At 63.3% G+C, this 23810-nt stretch carries 20 protein-coding genes; 7 read left to right on the top strand and 13 right to left on the bottom strand.

What is annotated here, in order from left to right:
• The first annotated feature begins 37 nt into the window (after positions 1–37).
• From NKI01_RS14070 to NKI01_RS14045, 6 genes are all read left to right on the top strand, one after another.
• The gene (locus NKI01_RS14070; protein ID WP_352845855.1) at positions 38–1306 is read left to right on the top strand and encodes an ABC transporter substrate-binding protein; all 1269 of its coding nucleotides are present in this window, start codon (positions 38–40) and stop codon (positions 1304–1306) included.
• Between the two features lie 76 nt (positions 1307–1382).
• Entirely contained in the window at positions 1383–2228 is an 846-nt protein-coding gene (locus NKI01_RS14065) for a carbohydrate ABC transporter permease (RefSeq protein ID WP_023716719.1), read from the top strand.
• Complete coding sequence (locus tag NKI01_RS14060) at positions 2225–3064, top strand: carbohydrate ABC transporter permease (protein ID WP_352493961.1); 840 nt, start codon at positions 2225–2227, stop codon at positions 3062–3064. The genes NKI01_RS14065 and NKI01_RS14060 overlap by 4 nt, the downstream gene beginning before the upstream one ends.
• Before the next feature lie 21 nt (positions 3065–3085).
• On the top strand, positions 3086–4126 hold the full coding sequence (locus NKI01_RS14055; RefSeq protein WP_023716717.1) for an ABC transporter ATP-binding protein: 1041 nt from the start codon (positions 3086–3088) through the stop codon (positions 4124–4126).
• A gap of 38 nt (positions 4127–4164) precedes the next feature.
• Complete coding sequence (locus NKI01_RS14050; protein WP_352917880.1) at positions 4165–5445, top strand: amylo-alpha-1,6-glucosidase; 1281 nt, start codon at positions 4165–4167, stop codon at positions 5443–5445.
• 83 nt (positions 5446–5528) lie between these two features.
• Positions 5529–6944 (top strand): FAD-binding oxidoreductase, encoded by a 1416-nt coding sequence (locus NKI01_RS14045; RefSeq protein WP_352917879.1) that lies wholly within the window; start codon positions 5529–5531, stop codon positions 6942–6944.
• A gap of 35 nt (positions 6945–6979) precedes the next feature.
• Here NKI01_RS14045 and NKI01_RS14040 read toward each other — a convergent pair whose 3' ends face one another.
• The 13 genes from NKI01_RS14040 to NKI01_RS13980 form a co-directional block, all read right to left on the bottom strand.
• Complete coding sequence (locus NKI01_RS14040; protein WP_352494031.1) at positions 6980–7909, bottom strand: pseudouridine-5'-phosphate glycosidase; 930 nt, start codon at positions 7907–7909, stop codon at positions 6980–6982.
• A 12-nt stretch (positions 7910–7921) separates the two neighbouring features.
• Positions 7922–9031: a carbohydrate kinase gene (locus NKI01_RS14035; protein WP_023716713.1), complete on the bottom strand. Its 1110-nt coding sequence runs from the start codon at positions 9029–9031 to the stop codon at positions 7922–7924.
• A gap of 86 nt (positions 9032–9117) precedes the next feature.
• The gene (locus NKI01_RS14030; protein WP_352963580.1) at positions 9118–10635 is read right to left on the bottom strand and encodes a zinc-binding dehydrogenase; all 1518 of its coding nucleotides are present in this window, start codon (positions 10633–10635) and stop codon (positions 9118–9120) included.
• Between the two features lie 10 nt (positions 10636–10645).
• Complete coding sequence (locus NKI01_RS14025; RefSeq protein ID WP_352963578.1) at positions 10646–11083, bottom strand: SRPBCC family protein; 438 nt, start codon at positions 11081–11083, stop codon at positions 10646–10648.
• 81 nt (positions 11084–11164) lie between these two features.
• Positions 11165–13351, bottom strand: coding sequence for a flotillin family protein (locus NKI01_RS14020; RefSeq protein WP_031193323.1), 2187 nt, complete (start codon positions 13349–13351; stop codon positions 11165–11167).
• Positions 13352–13430: 79 nt separating this feature from the next.
• Positions 13431–15686, bottom strand: a complete 2256-nt coding sequence (locus NKI01_RS14015; RefSeq protein ID WP_352963576.1) for an ABC transporter permease — start codon at positions 15684–15686, stop codon at positions 13431–13433.
• Positions 15679–16464, bottom strand: coding sequence for an ABC transporter ATP-binding protein (locus NKI01_RS14010; RefSeq protein WP_352493955.1), 786 nt, complete (start codon positions 16462–16464; stop codon positions 15679–15681). Before NKI01_RS14010 ends, NKI01_RS14015 begins: the two co-directional genes overlap by 8 nt.
• A 27-nt stretch (positions 16465–16491) precedes the next feature.
• Positions 16492–17739 (bottom strand): ABC transporter substrate-binding protein, encoded by a 1248-nt coding sequence (locus NKI01_RS14005; RefSeq protein ID WP_352963574.1) that lies wholly within the window; start codon positions 17737–17739, stop codon positions 16492–16494.
• A 46-nt stretch (positions 17740–17785) separates the two neighbouring features.
• Positions 17786–18811, bottom strand: coding sequence for a branched-chain amino acid ABC transporter permease (locus tag NKI01_RS14000; protein WP_352963571.1), 1026 nt, complete (start codon positions 18809–18811; stop codon positions 17786–17788).
• On the bottom strand, positions 18808–19809 hold the full coding sequence (locus NKI01_RS13995; RefSeq protein WP_023716705.1) for a branched-chain amino acid ABC transporter permease: 1002 nt from the start codon (positions 19807–19809) through the stop codon (positions 18808–18810). Before NKI01_RS13995 ends, NKI01_RS14000 begins: the two co-directional genes overlap by 4 nt.
• 74 nt (positions 19810–19883) lie before the next feature.
• Complete coding sequence (locus tag NKI01_RS13990) at positions 19884–21224, bottom strand: metal-dependent hydrolase family protein (protein WP_023716704.1); 1341 nt, start codon at positions 21222–21224, stop codon at positions 19884–19886.
• Between the two features lie 54 nt (positions 21225–21278).
• Entirely contained in the window at positions 21279–22058 is a 780-nt protein-coding gene (locus NKI01_RS13985; protein ID WP_352963569.1) for an alpha/beta fold hydrolase, read from the bottom strand.
• On the bottom strand, positions 22055–22933 hold the full coding sequence (locus tag NKI01_RS13980; protein WP_023716702.1) for a fumarylacetoacetate hydrolase family protein: 879 nt from the start codon (positions 22931–22933) through the stop codon (positions 22055–22057). The genes NKI01_RS13985 and NKI01_RS13980 overlap by 4 nt, the downstream gene beginning before the upstream one ends.
• A 21-nt stretch (positions 22934–22954) precedes the next feature.
• On the opposite strand from NKI01_RS13980, the gene NKI01_RS13975 reads away from it, so the two are divergent.
• The gene (locus tag NKI01_RS13975; RefSeq protein ID WP_245278491.1) at positions 22955–23800 is read left to right on the top strand and encodes a FadR/GntR family transcriptional regulator; all 846 of its coding nucleotides are present in this window, start codon (positions 22955–22957) and stop codon (positions 23798–23800) included.
• Positions 23801–23810: the final 10 nt, after the last annotated feature.

Below are 23810 nucleotides of genomic sequence, written 5' to 3'. Positions count from 1 at the left end.
GCCCGCTTCGCGGCGCAACCCAGGGAGGAAGATGACGATGAATGCTTTGCGGATATTGGCCGGCGCCGTGCTGGCGCTGTCGCTCGCTGCCGGCGCAGCGCAAGCCCAGCAGGTGTTGTTCTGGTCGACACAGGCGCGACCAGTGGAAGAGACACAGAAGATGCGCAGCGAAGTGCTGAAGGGGTTTGACGGCCAGGTCGACTATCAGGTCGCCGAGGACGGGCCCTGGCTCACCCGCCTTCAGGCCGAACTGCAGGCCGGCTCCGGCACCATAGGCGTGCTCGGCGGCCTGCACGGAGACTTCTCCACCGTCGGCGCGGACCTTGTCGATCTCTCTGGCGTCGATCTCGGTGGCGTCAAGGTCAACGAGACCTACAAGAAGCTCGGCATGCTCGGCACCGGCGAGCAGAAGTACCTGCCATGGATGCAGGCCACCTTTCTGATGGCGGCCAGCAAGCAGGCGCTGCAATATCTGCCGGCCGGCACCGATCTCAACACCATCACTTATGACCAACTGATCGAGTGGGCGAAAAACATCGCTGAAAAGACCGGTTCGCCCAAATTCGGTTTTCCGGCCGGCCCGAAAGGGCTGAAGCACCGTTTCTTCGAGGGTTTTCTCCTTCCATCGTATACCGGCTCGATGGTGACCAAGTTTCGCTCGGCGGAGGCCGAGACGGCGTGGAACAAGTTCAAGGAATTGTGGCAATACACCAACCCGAATTCGACCAACTATGCCTTCATGCAGGAGCCGCTGTTGACCGGCGAAGTCTGGGTGGCATTCGATCACGTGGCGCGCCTCGCCGACGCCTTCAACCAGAAACCCGATGACTTCGTCGCCTTCCCGGCGCCGGCCGGCCCGGCAGGCCGCGGCTACATGCCGGTGGTCGCCGGCGTCGCTATCCCGAAGACCTCGCCCGACATGGACAAGGCCAAGGCACTGGTCGCCTATATGCTGAAACCGGAAACCCAGATCGCGACGCTCAAGGCGACAAACTTCTTCCCCATCGTCGACGTCAAGCTGCCCGACGACATGCCGGCCTCGGTGAAGGCCTTCAGCCCAGTGATCGCCACCATGACCGGAGCCCCGGATGCGCTGCCGGCGCTGCTGCCGATGGGACTTGGCGGCCTCGGCGGCAAGTTCAATCAGATCTACACCGACAGCTTCGAGCGCATCGTGCTCGGCGGCGAGGATGTGCACGGCGTGCTCGACGAACAGGCGACGGCGCTGAAGGCGATCATCGACCAGGCGAAAGCGCCGTGCTGGGCGCCCGACAAACCATCGCAAGGCGCCTGTCCCGTCGATTAAGAATCCTCCCCGGGCGTCCGGATTTCCAGCGCGCCGGGCGCCCACCCCTTTTGAAGCTTCGAATAGAGAGAGCTCCATGCACGGCAAGGCCCTGCCCTATCTGCTGCTGACGCCGGCGACGCTGTTCCTTTGCGTCTTCTTCCTCTATCCGTTTGCGCTGGTCGCCTTCGAGGCGTTCACCCGCGACGGCGGCTTTACGCTCGACAATTTCCGCACCATGACCAGCAGCTGGAAATTTCCGGTCACGGTTCGCAACACGCTGCTTCTCAGCGCCGTCGTCGTGCCCATCCAGCTGGTCATGGCGCTGCTGATGGCAACGATGGTGTCGCGACTTGCGGCCGGGCGCAGCGCCGCGCTTTATATCTTCGCTATTCCGCTCGGCATCTCCGATCTCGCCGCTGGGCTGATCTGGCTCGCCATCTTCGACCAGTCCGGCTTCCTCAACACCTTGCTCTCCAATCTCGGCGTCATCGACAGGCCGGTCATGTTCCTCGGCTACCAGAGCAAGCTGACGATCTTCATCGCCGTGGCGCTGGCCGAGATCTGGCGTGCGACCGCCATCATGATGGTCATTCTGGTCGCCGGCATGGGGCTCATCCCCCGGGAATATTACGAGGCGGCGGAGGTTTTTGGCGCTAGTCCGTGGAAGCGCTTCATCAAGATCACGCTGCCTCTGCTGCGCCCCAGCCTGCAGACGGCGATCATCCTGCGCGTCATCCTTGCCTTTGAGGTCTTTGCGGTGGTTGCAGCACTCGGCGGCACCAATCTGCCGGTGCTGATGGGCGAGACCTACAATTGGCAGTTCACGCTGCAGGACCGCAATGTCGCCGCCGCCATGGCGCTGTTCATCCTCGCCATATCGATCGGTTTCACGCTGTTCTTCCTGCGGGTGCTGCGTGTGCCGAAGGAGGCGCGGATATGAGCACGGTGGAGCTGTCGATCGCCGCGCCTGAGGCCCGCAAAGCCGGCAACTGGTTGCTGGTCGCCACCGTCATCCTGCTTTGCATCTGGGTGCTGCTGCCGATCTATCTGTTGATCGTCAACGCGCTGTCGTCGCCGGAAGAGGTGACCGCCTTTCCCAAGCGCTTCTTCCCGTCATTCGATTTCGGCAGCCTTTCTTTCTTCATCAATTTCGCCGGCGTCGCCAGGGCGCTGTGGAACTCCGTTCTCGTCGCCACGCTGACGATGCTCCTCTCGATCGGCTTCGGCGCACCCGCGGGCTACGCGCTGTCGCGCTTCGAATTCCCGGGCAAGGAAACGTTCCGTTTCCTCGTGCTGATGACCCGCGCCTTCCCACTGCCGCTGCTGGCGCTACCGCTGGCGGTGATGTTCATCCGCACCGGCCTCGACGACACCGCGATCGGGCTGGCGCTGGTCCACACCACGCTGGCGCTGCCATTCGCGGTGCTGATCACGTTCTCGCTCTTCTCCGGCATTCCAGTCGAGCTGGAGGAAGCGGCCTGGACGCTCGGCTGCACGAGATTGCAGGCATTCCGAAAAATCATTCTACCGCTGGCGCTGCCGGGCATCGCGGCGTCGGCGGTATTTGCCTTCACCATCTCCTGGAACGAAGTGTTTGCCGCCGCCGTGCTCACCATCGAGAACCGGACGCTGACCGCCTTCCTGCTGCAGAGCCTCGGCGAATCGCCGCTCTACCTCAAATTCGCCGGTGGCGCGGCACTGGTCATCCCGGCGCTGATCTTCATCTTCGCCGTTCGCAAATATCTGTTCGCCATGTGGGGGATCGCCAACCGATGACGCGCACAAAAGAGAACGCCGATGGCTGAGATCGCCATCAAGCAGGTCGCAAAACGTTTCGGTGGCTTCACCGCGCTGCATTCGATCGACCTGACCATCGCCGACCAGGAATTCATGGTGCTGCTTGGCGCCTCGGGTTGCGGCAAGACCACGCTGCTGAGGATCGTCGCCGGGCTGGAAACGCCAAGCCAGGGCGAGGTCTGGATCGGCGGCCGTCGCGTCGACCATCTGCCGCCGCGCGAACGCGGCATCGCCATGGTGTTCCAGAATTACGCCGTGTTTCCGCACCTGACCGTGTTCGAGAACATCGCCTTCGGCCTGCGCATGAAGAAGCTGCCGCAGCAGGAGGTCGAGGGGCGCGTCAACCGCACCGCGGAGCTCATGCACATCGAGCAGCTTTTGAAGCGCTATTCGGGCCAGCTTTCCGGCGGCCAGCGCCAGCGCGTGGCAGTCGCTCGGGCACTTGCGATGGAGCCGGACGTGATCCTGATGGACGAGCCGCTGTCGAACCTCGATGCGCTGCTGCGGCTCGAAATGCGCGCCGAGCTCAAGGGCGTGCTCGCCGCGTCCAAGACCACCACCATCTATGTCACTCACGATCAGGTCGAGGCGATGAGCCTCGCCGACCGCATCGCCGTCATGCATCAGGGCCATATCGTCCAGGCCGCCTCGCCGGTAGAGGTCTATCGCAATCCGGCCGCACGCTTCGTCGGCTCCTTCATCGGCAACCCGCCGATGAATTTCATCCTGGCGACGAAGGCGGCAGACGGCAGCTGGACCGTCGCCGGGCTGACGCTGCCCGGCCCCAAATCGGACAAGCAGACGATAGAATTCGCCATTCGCCCCGAGGATGTCGACACCGGCACCGAAGGGCTGCACGCCACCGTGCGCGTTGTCGAGCCGCTCGGACCGCACACGCTGGTCACCTGCGATGTCGAGGGCGGCCTGTTCCGCGCCATCCTCGAATCGAATGCCACGGTCGCCGTCGGCGATCACCTGCGGCTCTTGCCCAAACCCGACCGCATCCGCTGGTTCGACCCCGAAACCACCAACGCGCTTTGATCCAAACGCCCTTCGATCCTGAAAGTACGACCGCCCCCATGATATCTCTTGCTGTCGACGAAACCATCGCCCGCGCCGTAGAGGTGCTCAGGGAAAACGACCAAGGCACCTACACCATACCGACCAAGGGCCTCTACCCGTTCCAGTGGAACTGGGATTCCTGCCTGACCGCGCTCGGTCTTGCCCACTACGATGAGGCTCGAGCCTGGACCGAGATCGACACGCTGTTCGCCCACCAGTGGCCGGACGGCATGGTACCGCACATCGTCTTCCATGTCTGGAGCGACGGCTATTTCCCGGGACCGGAGGTCTGGCGGACGGACCGCCCGACCGCCACCTCGGGCATCACCCAGCCGGCGGTCGCCGGCTTTGCCGTGCGCCGCTTGTTTGACCAGGCCAAGGACAAGACGCTGGCGGCCGAGCGTGCCCGGGTGTTGCTGCCGAAAATCGATGCCTGGCACCGCTGGTTCTACGAAAACCGCGACCCGAACGGCGAAGGGCTGGTCGCCATAATCCACCCATGGGAGTCCGGTCGCGACAACTCGATCGACTGGGACGAGGCGTTTGAGCACGTGCCGACCGAAGGCGTCGAGCCCTACACCCGCCGCGACATCCTGCACGCCGATCCGGCGCATCGTCCAACCAAGGCACAGTATGACCGCTATGTCTGGCTGCTGCAGCATTTCCGCGGGCTTGGCTGGGATAATGCCAGGCTGCACGATGCCTCGCCGTTCCAGGTCGTCGATCCCGGCTTCAATGCCATTCTGATCCGTTCCGCCGCCGATCTTGCCGATCTCGCCGAGGCACTTGGCGAAACCGAAATCGCAAAAGCCAACCGCGCCCGTGCCGAAAACGGGCTTTCGACGATGGAACGGCTGTGGAGCGACACACATAGCCAGTACATTTGTTTCGACCGAGTGGCCGGAAAGCACGTTGACAGCGCGTCGGTCGGCGGCATTCTGCCGGTGTTTTCGGCTATTCCGGAAAGCCGGGCAGCGGCCATCGCCGCAACGATCGAGCGCATCGCCGGCAAAGCGCGTTACATCGTCCCCTCGCACGATCCTGGCGATGCGCGCTTCGACGCCAAGCGCTACTGGCGCGGCCCGGTCTGGCTGGTGGTCAACTACATGATCGCTAATGGCCTTGCCGCCGCCGGCCACAGCCAAATCGCACAACGGATCACCCAGTCCAGTCTCGACCTGATCGCCGAGAGCGGCTTTGCCGAATATTACGATCCCCTCAGCGGCGAGCCGCTCGGCGGTAACCGTTTCACCTGGACCGCGGCAATGGTGATCGAGTTTTTGAAGGGTCGAGGCTGAAGGCCGGCCACGACTGGCAGTCCCGCGTGGGTTTGACAAACAGCAGTCCGTGTCTATCGTCCTGCCTGTTACAGGAGCGGCGCATGACGACACCATCCGTGAGCGCTCTGTCCCCACTGACCGGCGAACTCCTGTCGCGGCTGGAGAAGCGGCTGGACCGGTCGGCGATCGTTTCGGCCGATGAGGCCGGGCCGCGTTACAGGGAAGACCCCGACGGCAAAGCCGGCGTATCGCCGGAGTTCGTGCTGCGTCCACGTACGGCCGGCGAGGTGTCGGACATACTTCGCCTGTGCAACGAGGCCGGACAGAGGCTTGTCATCCAGGGTGGCCGGACCGGGCTCGCCGGCGGCGCTCGCGTCCAACCCGGCGAAGCGGTGCTGTCGCTGGAGTGTATGACTTCCGTTGAAGCCCTCGACCGTGAAGCGACAACCATCATCGCCGAGGCCGGCGCGCCGCTGCAAACGGTGCAGGAAGCCGCCGATGCGGCCGGCTTACTGTTCGGCGTCGACATCGGAGCGCGCGGCGCGGCGACCGTCGGCGGTAATGTCGCCACCAATGCCGGCGGCATCCGCGTGCTGCGCTACGGCATGTACCGGGCGCAGGTGCTTGGCCTGGAAGCGGTGCTTGCCGACGGCGGCATCCTGACCTCGCTCAAGGGTTTGGCGAAGGACAATTCCGGCTATGACCTCAGCCAATTGTTCATCGGCAGTGAGGGCACGCTCGGCGTGGTCACCCGCGCATGCCTGCGGCTGCACCCGAAGCCGGCCACCGAGATCAACGCCTTCTGCGCGCTTGCTTCGCTCGACGCTGCAATCGCGCTGCTGGCGCTGCTCAGGCAGAAACTCGGGCCCTCGCTCTCGGCCTATGAGGTGAATTTCGCCCCGCTCTATGGCGCCATGATCGCCGGCATGGACGCGCCGGCGCCGCTGCCCGCGGGCTCGCCCGTCTATGTGCTTGCCGAGATACAGGGCAGCGAGCCCGACCGCGACGGCGAACGCTTTGCCGCGACGCTGATGCAGGCGGTCGAGGAGGGCGTGATCGACGACGTGGTCGTCTCGCAATCGCCGCGCGAATTCCGGGCGCTCTGGGCGGTGCGGGAGGAGGCCAACCGTTTCCTGTTTTCGATGGCAGGCCTGATTGGCGTCGATATCAGCATCCCACTGGCGAGAATGGCGACTTTCCTGGACGAAACAGAAGCCGCCATCAAGGCCGTCGACCCCGGCGCCGACATCTACGTCTTCGGCCATCTCGGCGATGGCAATCTGCATTACCAGATCCGCACGGTGGATCCGGCAGCCGCATACGGCACCGTCTACCGCGGTGTGGCCGCCGCCGGCGGCGGCGTTTCGGCCGAACATGGCATCGGCCTTGACAAGAAGGAGTGGCTGCATCTGGTGCGCAGCGATGCAGAGATTGCGGCCATGCGGCGCCTGAAAGCAGCCTTCGACCCGAACAACATCCTCAATGCCGGGCGCATCTTCGACCTTGCGACGGGCTGAAATCGAAGGCCGGTAGCGCTGGCCGGGTGCTGCCTCTATCTGGTCACGCCTTTCAATTTCGCATGCACCACCGCGATGCGGGCGGCGAGCGCGGCGTTGTTGCGGACCAGCGCGATGTTGGCCTTCAGGCTGCGGCCTTGCGAAAGCTCGTTGATGCGGGCGAGCAGAAACGGCGTCAGTTCCTTGCGCCCGATGCCGCGCTGCTCCGCTTCGGCTACCGCCGCTGCGATCGTGCCGTCGATGAATGCCGGATCGAGCGCGTCCGCTTCGGGGATAGGGTTGGCGACGAGAATGCCGGTGCCGGATTCCATCTCGTCATGCAGCAGCATGGCTCGCGCGATCTCGTCGGGGGTATCGAGGCGATGATCGGCCTTGAGCCCGCTGGAGCGGGTGTAGAAAGCCGGAAAATCATCACTCCCATAGGCGATCACCGGCACACGCTGGGTTTCCAGATATTCCAGCGTCTTCGCAATATCGAGGATCGACTTGACTCCGGCGCAGACGACAGTCGTGCCGGTTTGGCCGAGTTCGGTCAGGTCGGCCGAGATGTCGAAAGTCGCTTCGGCGCCGCGATGCACGCCGCCGACGCCGCCGGTCGCAAAAATGCCGATGCCGGCGAGTGCCGCGATCCGCATCGTCGCCGAGACGGTGGTTCCGGCCGAGCCGCCGTGCACCATGATGGCGGCGAGATCGCGCCCGGAAGCCTTGACCACGCCCTTTGCCGCTGCCAGCTCTTCCAGTTCACGGTCGTCGAGGCCAACCTTAATCTTGCCGGCGACCACCGCGATCGTGGCGGGCACAGCGCCGTTTTCACGCACCACGGTCTCGACACCACGAGCAGTCTCCAGATTGGCCGGATAGGGCATGCCGTGGGTGATGATCGTCGATTCCAGCGCCACCACCGCGCGGCCTTTATCAAGCGCAGCAGCGACTTCATCGTTCAAGTGGACAAGGGAAGGTTTCATATCATCTCGCTTTCAGGCAGGAATGCGGTACGTGCCGGCGGCAAGGAAGCGCGGCGACAGATCGGGGTGGACGCTCGATTCGCTCTCGGTGGTCAGCGTGGCGAGCAGCGCGCCGGTGCGCGCGGCATGAGCGACCGGATCACCCGAAAGCACCTTGTACAGAGTGCCGGCGATCATCGCGTCACCGGCGCCGGTGATGTCGACGGGCTGGGCCGGGACGGAGTGCATGGTCGTCACACCGCTCTCAGTCGCAACGGCAAATCCATGCGCGCCTGCGGTTACGATCACCGCGCTGGCGCCGGCCGCGCGCAGCGCTGCTGCTGCTTCCTCCGGCGTCAGCCGCTTGTCGGCATCCGTTATGCCGAGCATCGTATTGGCCTCGTCATGGTTGGTGAAAAGAAGGTCGATGCCGGTCAGGTCCTTCGGCGGCCGCGCTGATTTCGGCGACGAGACCGTGTCGACGGCGAGCTTGAAGCGCGCGCCCTGCTTGCGCGAGATCAGTGCTGCGATGGTCGAAGCCGGCAGATTGCAGTCGATGAACACCCATGTCGCCGAAGCCAGATGCGGCCAGAAGCGGTCGAGATAGGACGACGAAAACAGATCGAAGATCTCCATGTCGGCAATGCCGAGCACGAGATCATTGTTGCGGTCGAGGATCGCCGCATATTCGGCCGTCGGCCGTTCCGTGGTGGTGATGACCTGGCTGACATCAGCGCCAAGATCGCGCAGGTGCCGCACCAGCGAGCGGCCGGTTTCATCGTCGCCGACGATCGAGACGAAGCTTATGTCGACGCCGAGGCGGGCAAGGTTTTCGGCGACGTTGCGGGCGACCCCGCCGAAGCTGCGATAGCCGTCGACCGGGTTCGACGTCTCGAAAATCAGATCCTTCTTGGCGTGGTATTTGCGGTCGAGCACCGCGCCGCCGACGCAGACCATGCGCTTGGACGTCGGCAAGACGTAACCACGGCCGAGAATGTAGCCCTTGTTGACGAGTTGCACGATGTGGGCCGCGACCGTCGAGCGGGCGATGCCGAGCGCCGTTGCTATGTCCTGCTGGCCGGCGAACGGGTTCGCCGCAATGAGGTCGAGAACCGCTTGTTCCTGTGCTCCAAGGTCGTCCATTGTCCCGCCCGGCCGTCAAATTCGAGGCTGAACGCCTTCGCAACAACAGATGACATTGTCAACATCTGTTTTCGACCGAGTGTCGGCTACGGCACCAGCACCAATGCGCCTGTTGTCCGCCTGGCCTCAAGGTCGCGGTGAGCCTCGCCGGCGTCGGATAGGTTATAGCGCTTGGGCGCTTCGATCCTGACGACGCCCTGTCGCAGCGCGGCAAAGAAACGCTCGACGTGCGGGGCTAGTTTTTCCGGCGTGTCGGTGTAATGCGCATAGTTGGGACGCGATACGGTGATCGACTTCGATGCAAAGCGGCCGATGTCCCAATTGCCGATCGGCCCTGACGCCTGACCGAAACTGACGAGGTGACCGCGAATGCGGAGCGCCGCCAGCGAGCCGCCGAACGTATCCTGGCCGACCGCATCGTAGACCACATCGGCGCCGACGCCTCCCGTCAGCCGCATGACGGCCTCAGTGAAATTCTCACGCGAGTAGACGATGACATGATGGGCACCGAGGCGTTCGACGATGCGCGCCTTGTCGTCGCTCGATACCGTTGCAATGACCGTTGCGCCGAGATGGCGTGCCCATTGCACCAGAAGCTGGCCGATGCCGCCGGCGCCGGCATGGACGAGAACGACGGAGCCCGGCTGCACCGCATGGATATCATGCAGCAAAAAACTCGCACTGATGCCCTTGAGCAGCCCCGCGGCCGCAATCTCGTCGGGAATATCGTCGGACAGGCGAACCAGCAGATCGGGCACCATGTTGCGCCGCTCGGTATAAGCGCCGACCGGCGGGCAGGCATAGGCGATGCGGTCGCCGACCGAGAAACCGGCAATCTCCGAACCGACCGCTTCGACGACGCCGGCCGCCTCCATGCCAGGCACGCCCGGTGGTTGCAAAAGGTCGAAATAGCCGGTGCGGCAATAGACGTCGATGAAGTTGACGCCGATCACAGTATGGCGGATCCGCACCTCGTTCGGCGCCGGCGGCGGCAAGCCGATCTCCTTCAGTTGCAGCACCTCCGGACCGCCATAGCGCTCGACCACAATAGCCCTGGTTGTTGCTGACTGGCCGAACGATGTTGTTGCGGAAGAGACCGGCGAAGGGATCAGCGGCGGGGCTGACGGAGGTGCCGGCGTTGGCGCTCTTGCCTGGGCAGGCTGAACCCTTCCTCGCAAAAGGCTGCGAATAGCCGCGAAGCCGGCCTGATAGATGCCTTCGGAGACGAGCTTGACCAGTTCCTCGCGGCGGTGCGTAGGTGGATGGAATTCGGAACGCCATTCCCAGAAGGTCGCGTTGCCGTCGGTCACCGGCTTCAGCTGGATCGATGCGACATAACCCATCAGCGGCAGCGGCGCTTCGAGCAGGCAATAGGCGAGCCGAAAGTCCTTGTCGGACAGCGCCAGCAGCTGTTCGCGCAACTCGCCGCCATCGGCCAGGCGGAAATGACGAACCGAACCGACCGCGTCGACCGGGTCGCCACCTTCGATTTCGCTGAACGAGATCGCCGGGTGCCAGCGTTCATGGCCGTTGAAATCGCGCAGAATCGACCAGACATCATCGATAGGCGCATCGATGATGGTGCTCTGGCGGACTTGAACCATCGCGGGAATGTCAGCGCCCGAAGCGCTGCTTGAGTGCGCTCAACGCCGCCTGGAAGACGCCGGTGCCGATCTGATGCATAAGTGCTGCTTCGCGCTCAGGCGCACAGTCGAACTCCGCCTGCCATTCGGCCAGAGTGAGATTGCCGTCGGTGATCGGCGTCAGCGACAGTGTGGCGATATAATTCTCCACCGCCATCGGGCTTTCCAGGATAGCGTAACTGCAGGACAGATCGTAGTCGGACAGTGCCAGCAATCTTTCGCGAATCCGCCCGCCATCCCTGAGCACAAAGTTGCGGATGCAGCCGATCTGGTCGGCCGGTGCGTTCTGTTCGACGCGGCTCTCCGCAACGAATGGCGCCCAGGCGGGAAGGCCGTTGAAGTTGCGCACGAGCTTCCAGACTTCCGCAGCCGGCGCAGGGATGACCGAGGACACATAGACCTTGGTCATGCCCCACCGCCCGCATCGAACGAGCGGCCGGTGCCGAGGCATCGCCACTCATTCGCACAGCACACCGCCCACCGGACCTGGTCAGCGGTCGCGGTCGTCATCGTCGTCCTTGCTGACCTTGCCTTTGCCTTTCTTGTCGCGGGTCAGGCTCGATATGTCCTTGGCATCGCGCAGCACGTCGGTCATGCGGCCGAGCGAGCCGCCCTCGATGCCGATCTCCTTCATCAGATTATCGATCATCGGCGCCTGGACCCGGTAGCGCAGCGCCGAATCGATCACCTCGTCGGTGACGTTGCGGTTGCCGCCCTGCCCGCCATTGATGCCGTCGACGTGCAGGATCTTGATGCCGTCGATTTTCTCCATCGGCTTGACGCTTTCGCGGATGATGCCTTCCATGTGGTCGAGCAACTTGCCGCGCAGGCGACCGGCACGAGCCTCGTTGGAGAGCAGATTGTCGGCCTCGTTGAGCTGACGATGGCCGGCGGCATCAACCTCGTAGCGCTGGGCCGCCGCAAGGGCGTGGATCTTCTCCGCCTCGGCCGCGGCAACAGCGGCGATCTTCTGCGCTTCGGCCAGGCTCTTGGCCGCCTTCATCTCGGCATCTGCGGCCGCGGTTATGCGCAAGGCCTCGCGCTCGGCCTCGCGAGCCGCACCGATCAAGTCGGTCAGCTTGCGGCGCTCGGCGATCTCGCGCTCGCGCGCCGTGAAGGCCTGCTCCTCAGCCTGGATGGCCTTGGCGCGCACCGCCTCGGATGCCGCGATAGCGGAGGAACGCTCCTGCGTCTTTTTGGCGATGTCGATGGCCTTCTGGATTTCGGCTATCTCGATCTTCTGGTCGCGCTCGACGCCGAGCTGGCGGATGTCGCGGTCCTTGATCAGCCGCGCCTCCTCGATGCCGCGCTCGGTGGTGATGCGAGCGCGCTCGACCTCTTCGCCGGCCGATATTTCGGCTTCCTCGAAAGCCTGGCGCTTGGCGATCTGCAGCGCCTCGAGGTGACGCTCGCGTGCAATCCTGACCTCGTCGATGGCACGCTCCTGCCCGATCCGCGCTGTTTCGGTCGCCTGGTTCTCGACAATTTCGGCGCGGCGCTTTTCCGCCTCGGCCCTGGTAACCTCCAATGCCTTTTCCGCCAGCGCGATCTGGCGTTCGAGCTCGGCGATTTCGAGGGCTTTCCTGCGCTCGATCTCGAGCTCGCTCTGCGTGCCTTCGCGTTCGATCCTGGCCTTTTCCAGGGCGAGCTCTAGCGCGATCTGCTCGCGCTCGGTCAGTTCGCGCATTTTCATTTCCGTCTCATCGAGGGCGCGGCGGCGCGCAATCTCGCGGCGCTGCGTGTCTTCCTCGCTCTTGATGCGCTCCTCGGTAATGTTGCGCTCCTGGTTGAGGCGCGATTTCTCGACGGCCTCGCGCGCCGACAGTTGCGCCTGCTCGGCCTCCTGGTCGCGGATCGCCCGCTCCCTGGCGAGTTCGGAGCGCTGCGAGGCGCGACGTATCTCGACCTCGCGCTCCTGCTCGAGGCGGGCGTATTCGGTGTCGCGGTCGATCTCCAGCACCTTGCGCTGGGTGTCGAGGTTCTGGTTGCGGATGTCGACCAGCGTGCGCTGCTCGATCTCGTTGCGCATCCTGCGGCGCGTCTCGATCGATTCCGTCAGTTGGGTGAGGCCTTCGGCGTCGAAGGCATTGGACGGATCGAAATATTCGAGGCTGGTCTGGTCGAGGTCGACGATGGCGACGCTCTCCAGCTCCAGCCCGTTGGCGGCGAGCGATTCCGAGGCAAGCTGCCGGACCCTGGCCGCATAGTCGCCGCGCAGCTCGTGCATCTCTTCCAGCGTCATCTGGGCGGCAACGGTGCGCATGGCACCGGCGAATTTGCCCTCCAGCAATTCGCGCAGGCTGTCGGGCTGCAGCGTGCGGCGGCCGAGCGTCTGGGCGGCGGCTGCGACCAGCTCGCGGCCGGCGCCGACACGGACGAAGAACTCTGCGACCAGATCAACGCGCATGCGGTTCTTGGTGATCAGCGCAAAGGCATCCTCGCGGCGCACTTCGATGCGCAGGACGTTCATGTTGACCGGCGTGATCTCGTGCAGCACCGGAATGACGAAAGCGCCGCCGTTTACCACCACCTTCTCGCCCATGAAGCCGGTGCGCACGAACGCCGTCTCTTTGGTCGACCGGCGATAAAGCCATCGCAGTATGTAGACGGCGATCACCACCACGATCGCGGCAATGATCAGCCACAAAAGGAAAGCACCCAAGGTCTGCGCGGCCATCTTTTCTACCCTCCCAAATAGAATGCGGTCAGCCACAGGCTACCGGCACCGATTTTACAAATGCGCCTGCTCGAAGCCATTATGCTCGCCTCTGCAGTTTCGGTGTGATCGCGCGGAACGCATTGACCGCTGCATCGACGAAGAGCGCGTCATTGATGTTCGCACCCACACGCTCGAGATGGCGCTGCGGCGTCTGGCGAACGGTCTTCTCGATCGCCTCGAACAGGGCGCTGTCGGCTTCCGGATCATGAAATGGTTGGCCCGATGCATCGAGCATCGAGACACCGCCCTCCGGCAACAGGAACCGCACCGGGCCATTCATGGCATTGAGCCGCGCACCGATCCATTCGCCGAAGGCGCGGTTCTCGTCGCGGGTTGTCCGCATCAGCGTGACGTTCGGATTGTGGATGACGAATTTGCGGCTTCGAAATTTCTCCGGCACGCTGTCGCGCGGGCCGAAATTGACCATGTCCAGCGCGCCGGTTGAGCCGACATAGGGCAAGCCGGTGCGGATTGCGGCGCCAAAGCGATCTTCAGTCGCCGGGAACACACCGCCGACGATCATGTCGGCCACCTCCGTGGTAGTCAGATCAAGGAAAGCCGAGAGCAGCCGCGAATCGCCGAGGTTCTCCATTGCCCGTCCGCCGATGCCGGTCGCGTGGAACACGAGACAGTCGTAGTCGGCTTCGAGCCGCCTGGTTACCGCCTGCACCGCCGGCGTCGTGACACCGAACATGGTGATGCCGACAGCCGGGCGCGCCAGCTTGCGCCTGGCTTCCCAGGCTTCGGCATTGGGCAGCTGCGCGACCATGCCCGCCATCGCATGCGCCGCATTTGACAGCACCTGTTCGGTGATCGAGTTCAGCCCCTGAACGTCGGCAACCGAATGGAACATCATGATGTCCGCGCCGCCGACATATTTGGCGACATCGCCGGCTGCCACGGTCGACACCATCAGTTTGGGGATACCGACGGGCAGCACGCGCATGCCTGCTGTTGCCAGCGTGGTGCCGCCGGAGCCGCCGGCCGAGATGACGCCGCCAATGCGCGGCTCGCGCTCGATCCAGCGCGCGAAGGCTTCCGCCATAGCGCTCACCGAGCCGCCGCGATCATTGGTGAAAACGGCCGCCGATCCCCGCATATGCATTCCGGCCACCTGCATGGCGGGAACGTCGGCGCTCGACGGTTTTCCGGAGGTGGAGAGGTCGACGGTGCGAACCGGAATGCCGAGGGACTTCAGCCGGTCGGCGACGAACCGCAACTCCTTGCCCTTGGTATCGAAAGTGCCCGCGACGAGCACTGTTCTTCCAATGCGTTCGGCGAAAGGAATTGCAAAGACCTTCTTCAAATCGTCCTGTGGCGCGGCCTTCTCGATAGCCGCTTGCCGCATGGCCGTGACCGGCACGTTCCAGCGGTTGGGCAGTTCGGTGACCAGAAGGTAGGTTCCATTCTGGGTCATCGGTTCGGAACCGGTAGCCGTCCGGTCGATGCGGTAGACTTCAGCCAACTGGTCCTTCGCCTGTGCCGCGGCTGCCGGCGTGACGGACGTCTCGTCGGCATGGCGTCCGACACCAAGCAGCCGTTGCTGCAATTCCCGGTCTGCCGCGAGCGCTGCCGCGTCCATCAGCCGATTGATGCGGCCGTTGACCATGATGGCGACCTGGTTGGAAACAGCGGTCGCCACGCCGATATTCTGCTCGATGACGAGGATCGCCATCTCACCTTCCTCGGCCAGGGTGACGAGCATCCGCTCAACCTGGTCGACAATGATCGGCGCAAGGCCTTCGGTCGGCTCGTCCATGACCAGCAGCTTCGGGTCGCTGAGCAGGGCACGCGAGATAGCAAGCATCTGCTGTTCGCCGCCGGAGAGCTGCGAGCCGCCATTGGTGCGGCGCTCGGCGAGGCGCGGAAATGTCTGGTAGATGCGTTCGACGGTCCAACTCGCATCGCGCCGATTGCCGGCAGCGAGACGGAGATGCTCATCAACGCTCAGGCTTGGCCAGACGCGCCGCCCTTGCGGCACATAACCGACGCCGAGGCGATGGATCTCGTGCGGTTCGAGCGCAGTGATCTCGCGGCCGTCGACGCGGATCGAGCCGGAGCGCGCGCGCTTCAGGCCGACGATGGTGTTGCAGAGCGTCGACTTGCCCATGCCGTTGCGGCCGACCACCGACAGCACGCCGCTTTCCAGCGCCAGCGAGACGCCCTGAAGGGCATGGCTTTCGCCGTAATAGACCTGCAGATCCTCTATTTTGAGGATCGCCTTGCCTATTTTGCCGGAAGAGGCTGGGCCAGAAGGGAGCGTTCGGCCGAGGGGAACGGGGCGCTCAGCCATGCTTGCCCCCGAGATAGATCTCCTGGACCTCCGGGTCGGCCTCGATCTCTTGCGGCGTGCCTTCCTTGAACAGACGGCCGTTGTGCATCATCGACACATATTCCGAAACGCGCAGCGCGACATCCAGATCGTGCTCGATGATAATATAGCCGATATGCTTGGGCAGCGCATTGAGGATCGCCACCAAGTCGCGGCGCTCGGTCGGCGACAGGCCGGCCGCCGGCTCGTCGAACAGGATGAAGCGTGGCGCGCCGGCCAGCGCCAGCGCGATCTCCAACTGCCGCTGCTGGCCATGGCTGAGTGTCGCCACCAGCAGGTCGCGATAGGCCTCGAGATGCACGGCATTGAGGATCGATTCCGCCTGCACCATGTTGACGTCGGTGGCCTTTGGGCGGAGCAGCGAGAACCGTCGGCGTGAGACGCCGCGGCAAGCGAGAAAGATCGAGTCGAGAACCGACAAGCCTTTGAACAGCTGCGAGATCTGGTAGGTCCGCCGCAAGCCCCGCCGGATGCGTTCATGCGGCGGCAAGTCGGTGATGTCCTCACCGAAGAAGCGGATGCGGCCAGCCGTCGGCAGGAAATCGCCGGTCACCGCATTGAACAGCGTGGTCTTGCCGGCGCCGTTAGAGCCGAGAACCGCGCGCCGCTCGCCAGCCGCGATCCTCATATCAATGCCGGAGAGCGCCACCAAAGCGCCGAAATGCCGCGCAACGCCATCGAGTTCCAGCGCAAAGGCGCCGGAGCTTTGGAGACGGTTCGCGGCAAGAGTTTCGGTCACGGGCGGATATACTCGCAAGCCACGCGGTTACGGGCAGCTCGGATTGTCGCGGCTGACAGCCCCAAGCTTGGTGAACTCGTCTTCGGGAATGCCCAGCGTCTGGTTGACCTGCGACACGACTTTGACAAGCTTGTTCAAAAGATTGCCGTCCGGCCCCTCGGTCACCTCGGTCAGGTAGATGTCGGCAATCGCGTTGCGGTTCTTGTCCAGTGACACCTTGCCGGTCGGCGTGTCGAAAGACAGTTTCGAGAGTGCGTCACGCAGTTTGGCACCGCCATCGGAGACATCGCCGCCGACCTGTTCGAGACCGAGCAATGTCGCCTTCATGTTGACGTAATAGCCGTGGGCGAAGAGCGACGGCGAGGGAAAGGCACCTGGCTGCTTCTTGTAGGCTTCGACGAAAGTTTTCCAACTAGGCGCGTCGTTGGTGTCGGCGGTTGGTCCGGCGGAAGGCGTGCCGACCAGCACGTCGCGCAGCTTGCCCTTCGAGGTCAGCACCGTCTGGTCGACGGTGATCGAGCCACCAATCAAGGGGGCCGCGCCGCCGCCCTGCTGATACTGGGTCAGGAAGTTCACGGCGTCGGCGCCGCCAAGCGCGACGTAGATTGCATCGACGTCATCGGGAATGGCCGCGATAACCGACGAAAAATCCTTGTTGCCGATCGGCACCCAGGATTTGGACGGCACCTTGCCGCCTGCCTTGCAGAACTCGGCCATGAAGCCGAAGACCTGCGTATACGGGAAAGAATAGTCCTCGGCGACCGTAGCGACCCGCTTGTAGCCTTTGTCGTTGAAGGCATAAGTGCCGAGACCGGCCATCCACTGCGCGCCGTCGGTCGAGAAGCGGAAGAAGTTTTCCGCCGGATTGCGCAGCGTCGTGTCCTGCGCCGCCGAGGTGCCATTGATGAAGGTCACGGTCGGCTGGGTCTTGGCATAGTCCTTGACGGCGAGGCCCTCATCGCCCGAAAGCGGGCCGACCAAAACCTTGACACTATCCTGCTCGACCAGCTTGCGCGCAGCGCGCACGGCGCTATCAGGTGAAGCGTCGGACGAGCCTTTGACGATTTCGATCTTCTTGCCGGCAACCATGCCGCTGACCTCGTCGAGCGCCGTCTTCGCGCCGCGCTCGCCGTCTTCGCCGAGCACCGTGAACGGTCCCTCGAAAGTGGCGAGCAGGCCGATCTTGATCGTGTCGTCGGCGGCTAGCGCCAGAGACGGAGCTGTCAGCCCGGTGGCAAGCGCCAGCGCAAGCAGTGTGCGTCGATGTATTCTCATTTTTTCCTCCCTTTGATTGATTGATGCAGTTCATTCCGCTCCGGCGTCACGGACCGGAACGCAAGGACTCCTGAGCTAGCTGCGGTCTGATCCTCCCCCACAACCCAAGAATTCCATCCGGCGAGATGAAGACGATCACCAGGAACACCAGCCCGATCAGCGTGTTGAAACGCTCGGCTCCGACAAGGTCGATGGCAAAGGTCTGCATCAGGACAACGACGAGCGCGCCGAGAAAAGGCCCGATCGGGTGGCGCAAACCGCCGATGACGGCGATGATCAGCACGTCGATGGCTACATCGACGCCGATCGTGCCGGGTGAAACGCGCCCATTGAACCAGACCAAAAGCACGCCTGCGACACCGGCAATGATTCCAGCCAGGAACCATGCGAAGACCTTGTGTGCGGTGACGTGATAGCCGAGCGCGCGCATGCGACGCGGATTGTCGCGGATTGCCTGCACGGTCATGCCGAAGGTCGAGCGGGCGCCGTAGAGTATCCCCGCGTAGGACAGCACCGCCGAACCCAGGCAGAGATAATAGAAGGCCTTCGGGTCGCGCCAGTTGACGCCCCAGAACACCGGCGCGCGAATGCCGGCATAGCCGGAATGGCCGTTGAAGATCGCGTAGTTTTGCTGGGCGAAATAGAAGGTCGCGGTGGCGATCGCCAACGTGATCATGATGGTATAGATGCCTTCGGTGCGCACCGAGATCCAGCCGATCAGCGCCGATGCCACCGCAGCTGCCAGAATGGCGAAGGGTGCTGCGATCCACCACGGCCAGCCGAGGCCGAGCACGTTCGAATTGTTCTCGCCGAGGATGGCGATGGCATAGGCGGCGATGCCGGCGACAGTGATCTGGGCAAGGCTGACCATACCGCCATAGCCGGCCAGCATCATCAGCGACAGTGCGAGCATGCCGAAGATCAGCGAATAACCGCCGATCTGCGTCAGGAAGAAATCGGATGCCACCAGCGGGTAGAGAACCAATGCTACGGCAAGGATGATGTGACCGGCGCCGAGCTTCTCCAGCCAGTTCTGTCGAGGCGCGGCGCCTACGGCGACGGTCAGGCTCATCGCGCTTTCCCCATGATGCCTTGCGGCCGCACCGACAGCACTACCACCATGATGACGAAGGTGAGCACGATGCCGTAGGTCGGGAAATAGACGAGGCCGATCTGTTCGGCGAGGCCGATCAGCAGCGCGCCGATTGCAGCACCGGTAATCGAACCCATGCCGCCGACGATGACGACGACGAGCGAGGCCAGGAGATAGCGGACGTCCTCGCCGGGCGCAACCGACAATGCCGAGCCGCCGACGACGCCGGCAAAGCCGGCAAGCCCGGCGCCGACGGCAAAGACGATAGCAAAGACCGCGTGTACGTTGACGCCCGAGGCCGACAGCATGGCGCGGTCGTCGACGCCGGCGCGGACCATCATGCCGACGCGCGTCTTGTGCAGCATCAGCCAAAGGCCGATGCCGATAACGATCGCAGCCGCCAGCACGACGACGCGATAAAGCGGGTAGGTGAGAAACACCGAGACGCCGTTAGACCGCACGGCCGTGACCACCGGTAAGGTCAGTGCACCGTCGAGCCATTCCGGCACCGGGATCTGATAGGTGCCGCCGGCCCAGACCGCCAGCATCAGGTCGGCGGCGACGATCGAGATACCGATGCTGACCAGGGTCTGGCGAAGGTCGTCGCCTTCCAGTCGCCGGAAGACGAAGATCTGCATGACGACGCCGACAAGGGCCAGAACGATGAAGCCCGCGGCGACACCCAGCAGCCAGTAGCCGGTGCGGTTCGCCACCTCATAGCCGATATAGGCGCCAAGCAGATAGAGCGAGCCATGCGCCAGGTTGACGTTGCGCATCAGGCCGAAGATCAGGGTAAAGCCGCTGGCGACCAGGAAATAAAGGCCAGCCAGGGTGATGCCGTTGAGGATGGCGCTGACGAATGCCTTCTTGGAAATCAGGATGGCGTTCAGCCAGTCCGGCCAGACGGCAAAGACCAGCCATGCAATGACGGCAGCTGCGAGGAGCCAGAAAAGACCCCACGCCTGTCTGCGCGTCATGCCGCCGCCAGAAATCTCGAGCCCCGAGGTCTTAGGCCGCGAAATGTCGGGCGAAGATGGCCGGTCCAGAATGCTCATGCGGTCAGCCGGCGGCGCTGCTCATTCAAGCGCGGCGCCTTGTGGAACTTGCCGTCCTTCATGATGGCGAGGATGCGGTTCTTGTCCTGCAGGATGCGCACGTCCGATATCGGGTCGCCGTCGATCAACAGCAGATCGGCGAGATAACCTTCCTTGATCATGCCGAGCTCGTCGGCCATCCCCATGATCTGTCCGCCATATTTGGTCCCGGCCTGGATTGCCTCCATCGGCGAAAAGCCAAGCATCTCAACGAAGGTCTGGATGTCCTTGGCGTTGGTGCCTTGCGGCGTCCAGGCAAAGCCGTAGTCGCCGCCGATGCAGACGCGGATGCCGCGTCGATGCATCTTTTTCATCGTCTCGATGCACATTTCGAGCTCGCGCTCATATTCGAGCGAGAGCGGCGAGCCGGGCTTGATGCCCCATTGCTCGGCATGGCGCGCGGTGTTGATCAGCCAGGCGATGCCGGGGGCCACGAAATGCTTGTCCTTGGCCGCCTCGAGCATGTCGAGCGCTTCCTCGTCGGCAAACGAAGCGTGGTAGATGTTCTGGATGCCGTGGCGGACACATTGCTTGACCGAGCCGGATGAGCGCGCATGCGCCGACAGCACCTTGTTGCGGCAGCGCGCCTCGGAGGCGGCCATGGCGACCTCTTCCTCCGACATCGGCGTTTCTTCGGCGCCCATGCCGGTGATGCTTTCGCCGGACAGATTGAGCTTGATGGAATCGACACCGTATTTGATCAGCTGGCGCACCGTGCGGCGGATTTCCTCGGGACCGGAGACAACGATGCCGAGATTGAGGCCTTCATGCGGAATGTGCGAAGGCGCGGAATCGCCGAGGCCGCCGACCGTCGTGATCTCGGGACCGGCGGCGAGGTAACGCGGCCCGGGAAAACGCCCCTGATTGATGAATTTCTTGCACACCACGTCGAGCCGCGGCTTGGCGGCTGCGGCGCCGCGGCCGGCAGTGAAGCCGGCGTCGAGTACCAGCTTGGCCATCTCCATGGTGACCAGCATGTGCTCTTCCACCTCCATCATCTGGATCGGGTCGATGCCGGGCGCGTTGTTCCAGGAGAGATGCAGATGCGCGTCGATCATGCCCGGCATCAGCGTCGCGCCCATGCCGTCGATCGTTGTGACACCGCCTGACAAGCCGCTGTAGGAGGACGACACAGCCGGCGAGCCGAAACGCGACGAGCCCTTGGTGATCTGCTTGATACGGTTGCCCTGAACCAGCACTTCGCCGGTGTAGGGGTATTCGCCGGTCGCATCGAGCACGCGCACATTGGTAAAGAGCGTGCTGCCCGAACCGTTTCCGTTCCAGCCGTCGTCTGCCATCAGAAAACCTCCCAAACTGTCGAGCGCACTGTTTTTACGCCCGAATTCCGATCCTCACCTATCAACGCGTCTCAAAAAATCGGCGAGCCTTTGGCTGCTTTCGCGGGGGCACTCCACCGTGGCCCAATGTCCGCACCGATCGAGGGACAAGAATATCGCTCCCTTTATCCTGTCGGCAAGCGCCTGGCCGACGCTCATCGGATTGATCGTATCGGCGTCGCCGGTAACCAAAAGGGTCGGCGCTGAAATCCGGCGCGTATCCACAGCCGTGGCCTTGGCCAGGGCTTCGCAGGTGCGGGCATAGGCTTCCGGGTCCTGCCTGGTGATGGATTCGCGCACGAAGGCGACGGCGGCCGGCGAGGTCTCCCTGGTATGGGCCGACAGTGCATTGGCAACGATCTGGTCGGCAATGTCGGCGATACCGCACGATCGCGCCAATCGCGCCCGGTTGGCAAGGCCTTGCCGCGTCGCCTCAGCTGGCTCGGCGAGAGCACCGAACAAAACCAGCGACCTGACCAGCGACGGCTGCATCGCTGCGACCAACTGACAGACGATCGTGCCCATGGAGTGGCCGACGAAATGCGCCCGGGTGACGCCCATGCCCGCCATGGCGCGGATGACGGCGTCGCTCATGACCTCGATCGTCAATGGATCGAGCGGCCGCGGCGAGCGGCCGGATCCAGGCAGGTCGAGGCGGATGACACGGTAGGCCGAGAGCGCCTCCAGCTGCGGCTGGAACATGTTCGAGGTTCCGCCGAGACCGTGGATCATCACCACCGGCTCGCCCTCGCCGGCGACTTCCGCGACAATCGGACCGACGGTGACAGTCGTCATTGCACCCGCTCCACGATCCGGTTCTCCAGCGTCCCGATGCCGTCGATCTCGACCCGCACAATGTCGCCGGCTTTGAGATATTTCGGCGGATCAAAGCCGATGCCGACACCGACCGGCGTGCCGGTGGCGATGATGTCGCCCGGCTTCAAGGTGATGCCTTGCGAAAGCGTCGATATGATCGTCGGAATATCGAAGATGAGCAGCGATATTTTGGAATTCTGGCGGAGGTCGTCATTGACGAAACAACGTACCGAAGCGTTTTCCAGGTCGAGCTCATCCTTGGTGATCGCCCATGGCCCCATCGGGCAAAACGTATCCTGCGACTTACCGATTAGCCATTGGCTATATTTTCCCTGCAGGTCGCGGGCAGTGACGTCGTTGACAATCGTATAACCCCAGACGTGATCGTAAGCCTCGGCTTTCGAAATGCCGCGTCCGCCCTTGCCGATAATGACCGCCAGTTCCGCCTCATAATCGATCGCAATCGATATGGAAGGGTCGATCAGCACGTTCGAATGTGTTGCAACGACCGATTCGGGGACCTTCGAGAAAATGATCGGATGTTGCGGAATGGCGCCGGCACCGGCGCTCGAATCGAAGCCGCTGCGGGCAAACTCGTGGGCGTGTTCATAATAATTCTTGCCGACGCAAAAGATGTTGCGGGCAGGCAAAGGTATCGGCGCCTCGAGCTCGACCTGCGCCAGCGGAACCGGCGACAGCGTGCGCGGCATCCCGGCGCCGTTGCGCCGCAACAGCGCCAGCACGCCAGACAGCGCCTGGTCAACAGGGATATCGAAGGGGGCGACCGACTGATTGTCGACATCGACAACGCCGACGCGACGTTCGCCTGCAATCGAAAACGTCGCGACCTTCATTCGTTCCTCCCTGAACCTTTTATGAGCCAATATAAGCTCTTTCGTTACACGCTATCGCCGATTGGTTTAGGCTGCAAGAGGGTTTTCGTCACTTGTCGCGGTAAATCGGGCCTTGACCTCATCAGGTACTGGACCGGCAGGGCGCCGGCTGATAGTATTGGTTCAACATTGGATCAGATTAAAAGCTCTCAACAAATGCCCAAGCTCGTCGCCAACGACATCGCCACTGTGCTGAAAAAACGGATTTCGGCCGGCGAGTGGCTTCAGGACGGGCGGATGCCGCCCGAGCGCGACCTTGCGGCCGAGTTCGGCGTGGCGCGCAATACGGTGCGTCGTGCCGTCGGCTTCCTGGAGGAGGACGGAACGGTTGTCCGGCATGTCGGGCGCGGCACTTTTCTGACTGCGACCAATCCCGATTCCATCGCGGCGACGGTCACGCGGATGGAAGGCACCAGCCCCGCCGACATGATGGAGATCAGGCAGTTGCTGGAGCCAGCGGCGGCGGCCTTCGCCGCCACAAATGCCAGCATGGCGGAACTAAACGCGGTTCGCGAAGCGCATCAGACCGCATGCGCTGCCGAGGACATGCCGGACTTCGAGCATTGGGACGCCGAGTTCCATCACTGCGTCTTCGCCTGCTGCCGCAATGACTTCCTGAAAGAGATTCACAATCTCATGCGCACGATCCGCAACCAATCGCCGTGGTTCGAAATGAAAAAGCGCTCATTCTCGGAGGAGCGCAGGCGCGTTTATTGCGACGAGCATCAGACAATATTGGACGCATTGCTGCGCCGCGACCCGGAAAGCGCCAACCAGGCGATGCTCGCCCATCTCAAGACAGTCGAGCGCAACCTTCTGGGCCGCTAATAGACGCGCG

It is taken from the genome of Mesorhizobium sp. M0815, from assembly GCF_040319995.1.
GTDB lineage: Bacteria > Pseudomonadota > Alphaproteobacteria > Rhizobiales > Rhizobiaceae > Mesorhizobium.
This window is presented reverse-complemented; position numbering and strand designations above follow the sequence as displayed.

Coding starts and splice junctions, on each gene's coding strand:
- NKI01_RS14020 (WP_031193323.1), bottom strand. CDS start 13,351: ATGGCCGCGCAGACCTTGGGTGCTTTCCTTTTGTGGCTGATCATTGCC.
- NKI01_RS14060 (WP_352493961.1), top strand. CDS start 2,225: ATGAGCACGGTGGAGCTGTCGATCGCCGCGCCTGAGGCCCGCAAAGCC.
- NKI01_RS14000 (WP_352963571.1), bottom strand. CDS start 18,811: ATGAGCCTGACCGTCGCCGTAGGCGCCGCGCCTCGACAGAACTGGCTG.
- NKI01_RS13975 (WP_245278491.1), top strand. CDS start 22,955: ATGAGCCAATATAAGCTCTTTCGTTACACGCTATCGCCGATTGGTTTA.
- NKI01_RS14045 (WP_352917879.1), top strand. CDS start 5,529: ATGACGACACCATCCGTGAGCGCTCTGTCCCCACTGACCGGCGAACTC.
- NKI01_RS13995 (WP_023716705.1), bottom strand. CDS start 19,809: ATGACGCGCAGACAGGCGTGGGGTCTTTTCTGGCTCCTCGCAGCTGCC.
- NKI01_RS14050 (WP_352917880.1), top strand. CDS start 4,165: ATGATATCTCTTGCTGTCGACGAAACCATCGCCCGCGCCGTAGAGGTG.
- NKI01_RS14030 (WP_352963580.1), bottom strand. CDS start 10,635: ATGGTTCAAGTCCGCCAGAGCACCATCATCGATGCGCCTATCGATGAT.
- NKI01_RS14015 (WP_352963576.1), bottom strand. CDS start 15,686: ATGGCTGAGCGCCCCGTTCCCCTCGGCCGAACGCTCCCTTCTGGCCCA.
- NKI01_RS14005 (WP_352963574.1), bottom strand. CDS start 17,739: ATGAGAATACATCGACGCACACTGCTTGCGCTGGCGCTTGCCACCGGG.
- NKI01_RS13990 (WP_023716704.1), bottom strand. CDS start 21,224: ATGGCAGACGACGGCTGGAACGGAAACGGTTCGGGCAGCACGCTCTTT.
- NKI01_RS13980 (WP_023716702.1), bottom strand. CDS start 22,933: ATGAAGGTCGCGACGTTTTCGATTGCAGGCGAACGTCGCGTCGGCGTT.
- NKI01_RS13985 (WP_352963569.1), bottom strand. CDS start 22,058: ATGACGACTGTCACCGTCGGTCCGATTGTCGCGGAAGTCGCCGGCGAG.
- NKI01_RS14025 (WP_352963578.1), bottom strand. CDS start 11,083: ATGACCAAGGTCTATGTGTCCTCGGTCATCCCTGCGCCGGCTGCGGAA.
- NKI01_RS14070 (WP_352845855.1), top strand. CDS start 38: ATGAATGCTTTGCGGATATTGGCCGGCGCCGTGCTGGCGCTGTCGCTC.
- NKI01_RS14055 (WP_023716717.1), top strand. CDS start 3,086: ATGGCTGAGATCGCCATCAAGCAGGTCGCAAAACGTTTCGGTGGCTTC.
- NKI01_RS14040 (WP_352494031.1), bottom strand. CDS start 7,909: ATGAAACCTTCCCTTGTCCACTTGAACGATGAAGTCGCTGCTGCGCTT.
- NKI01_RS14065 (WP_023716719.1), top strand. CDS start 1,383: ATGCACGGCAAGGCCCTGCCCTATCTGCTGCTGACGCCGGCGACGCTG.
- NKI01_RS14035 (WP_023716713.1), bottom strand. CDS start 9,031: ATGGACGACCTTGGAGCACAGGAACAAGCGGTTCTCGACCTCATTGCG.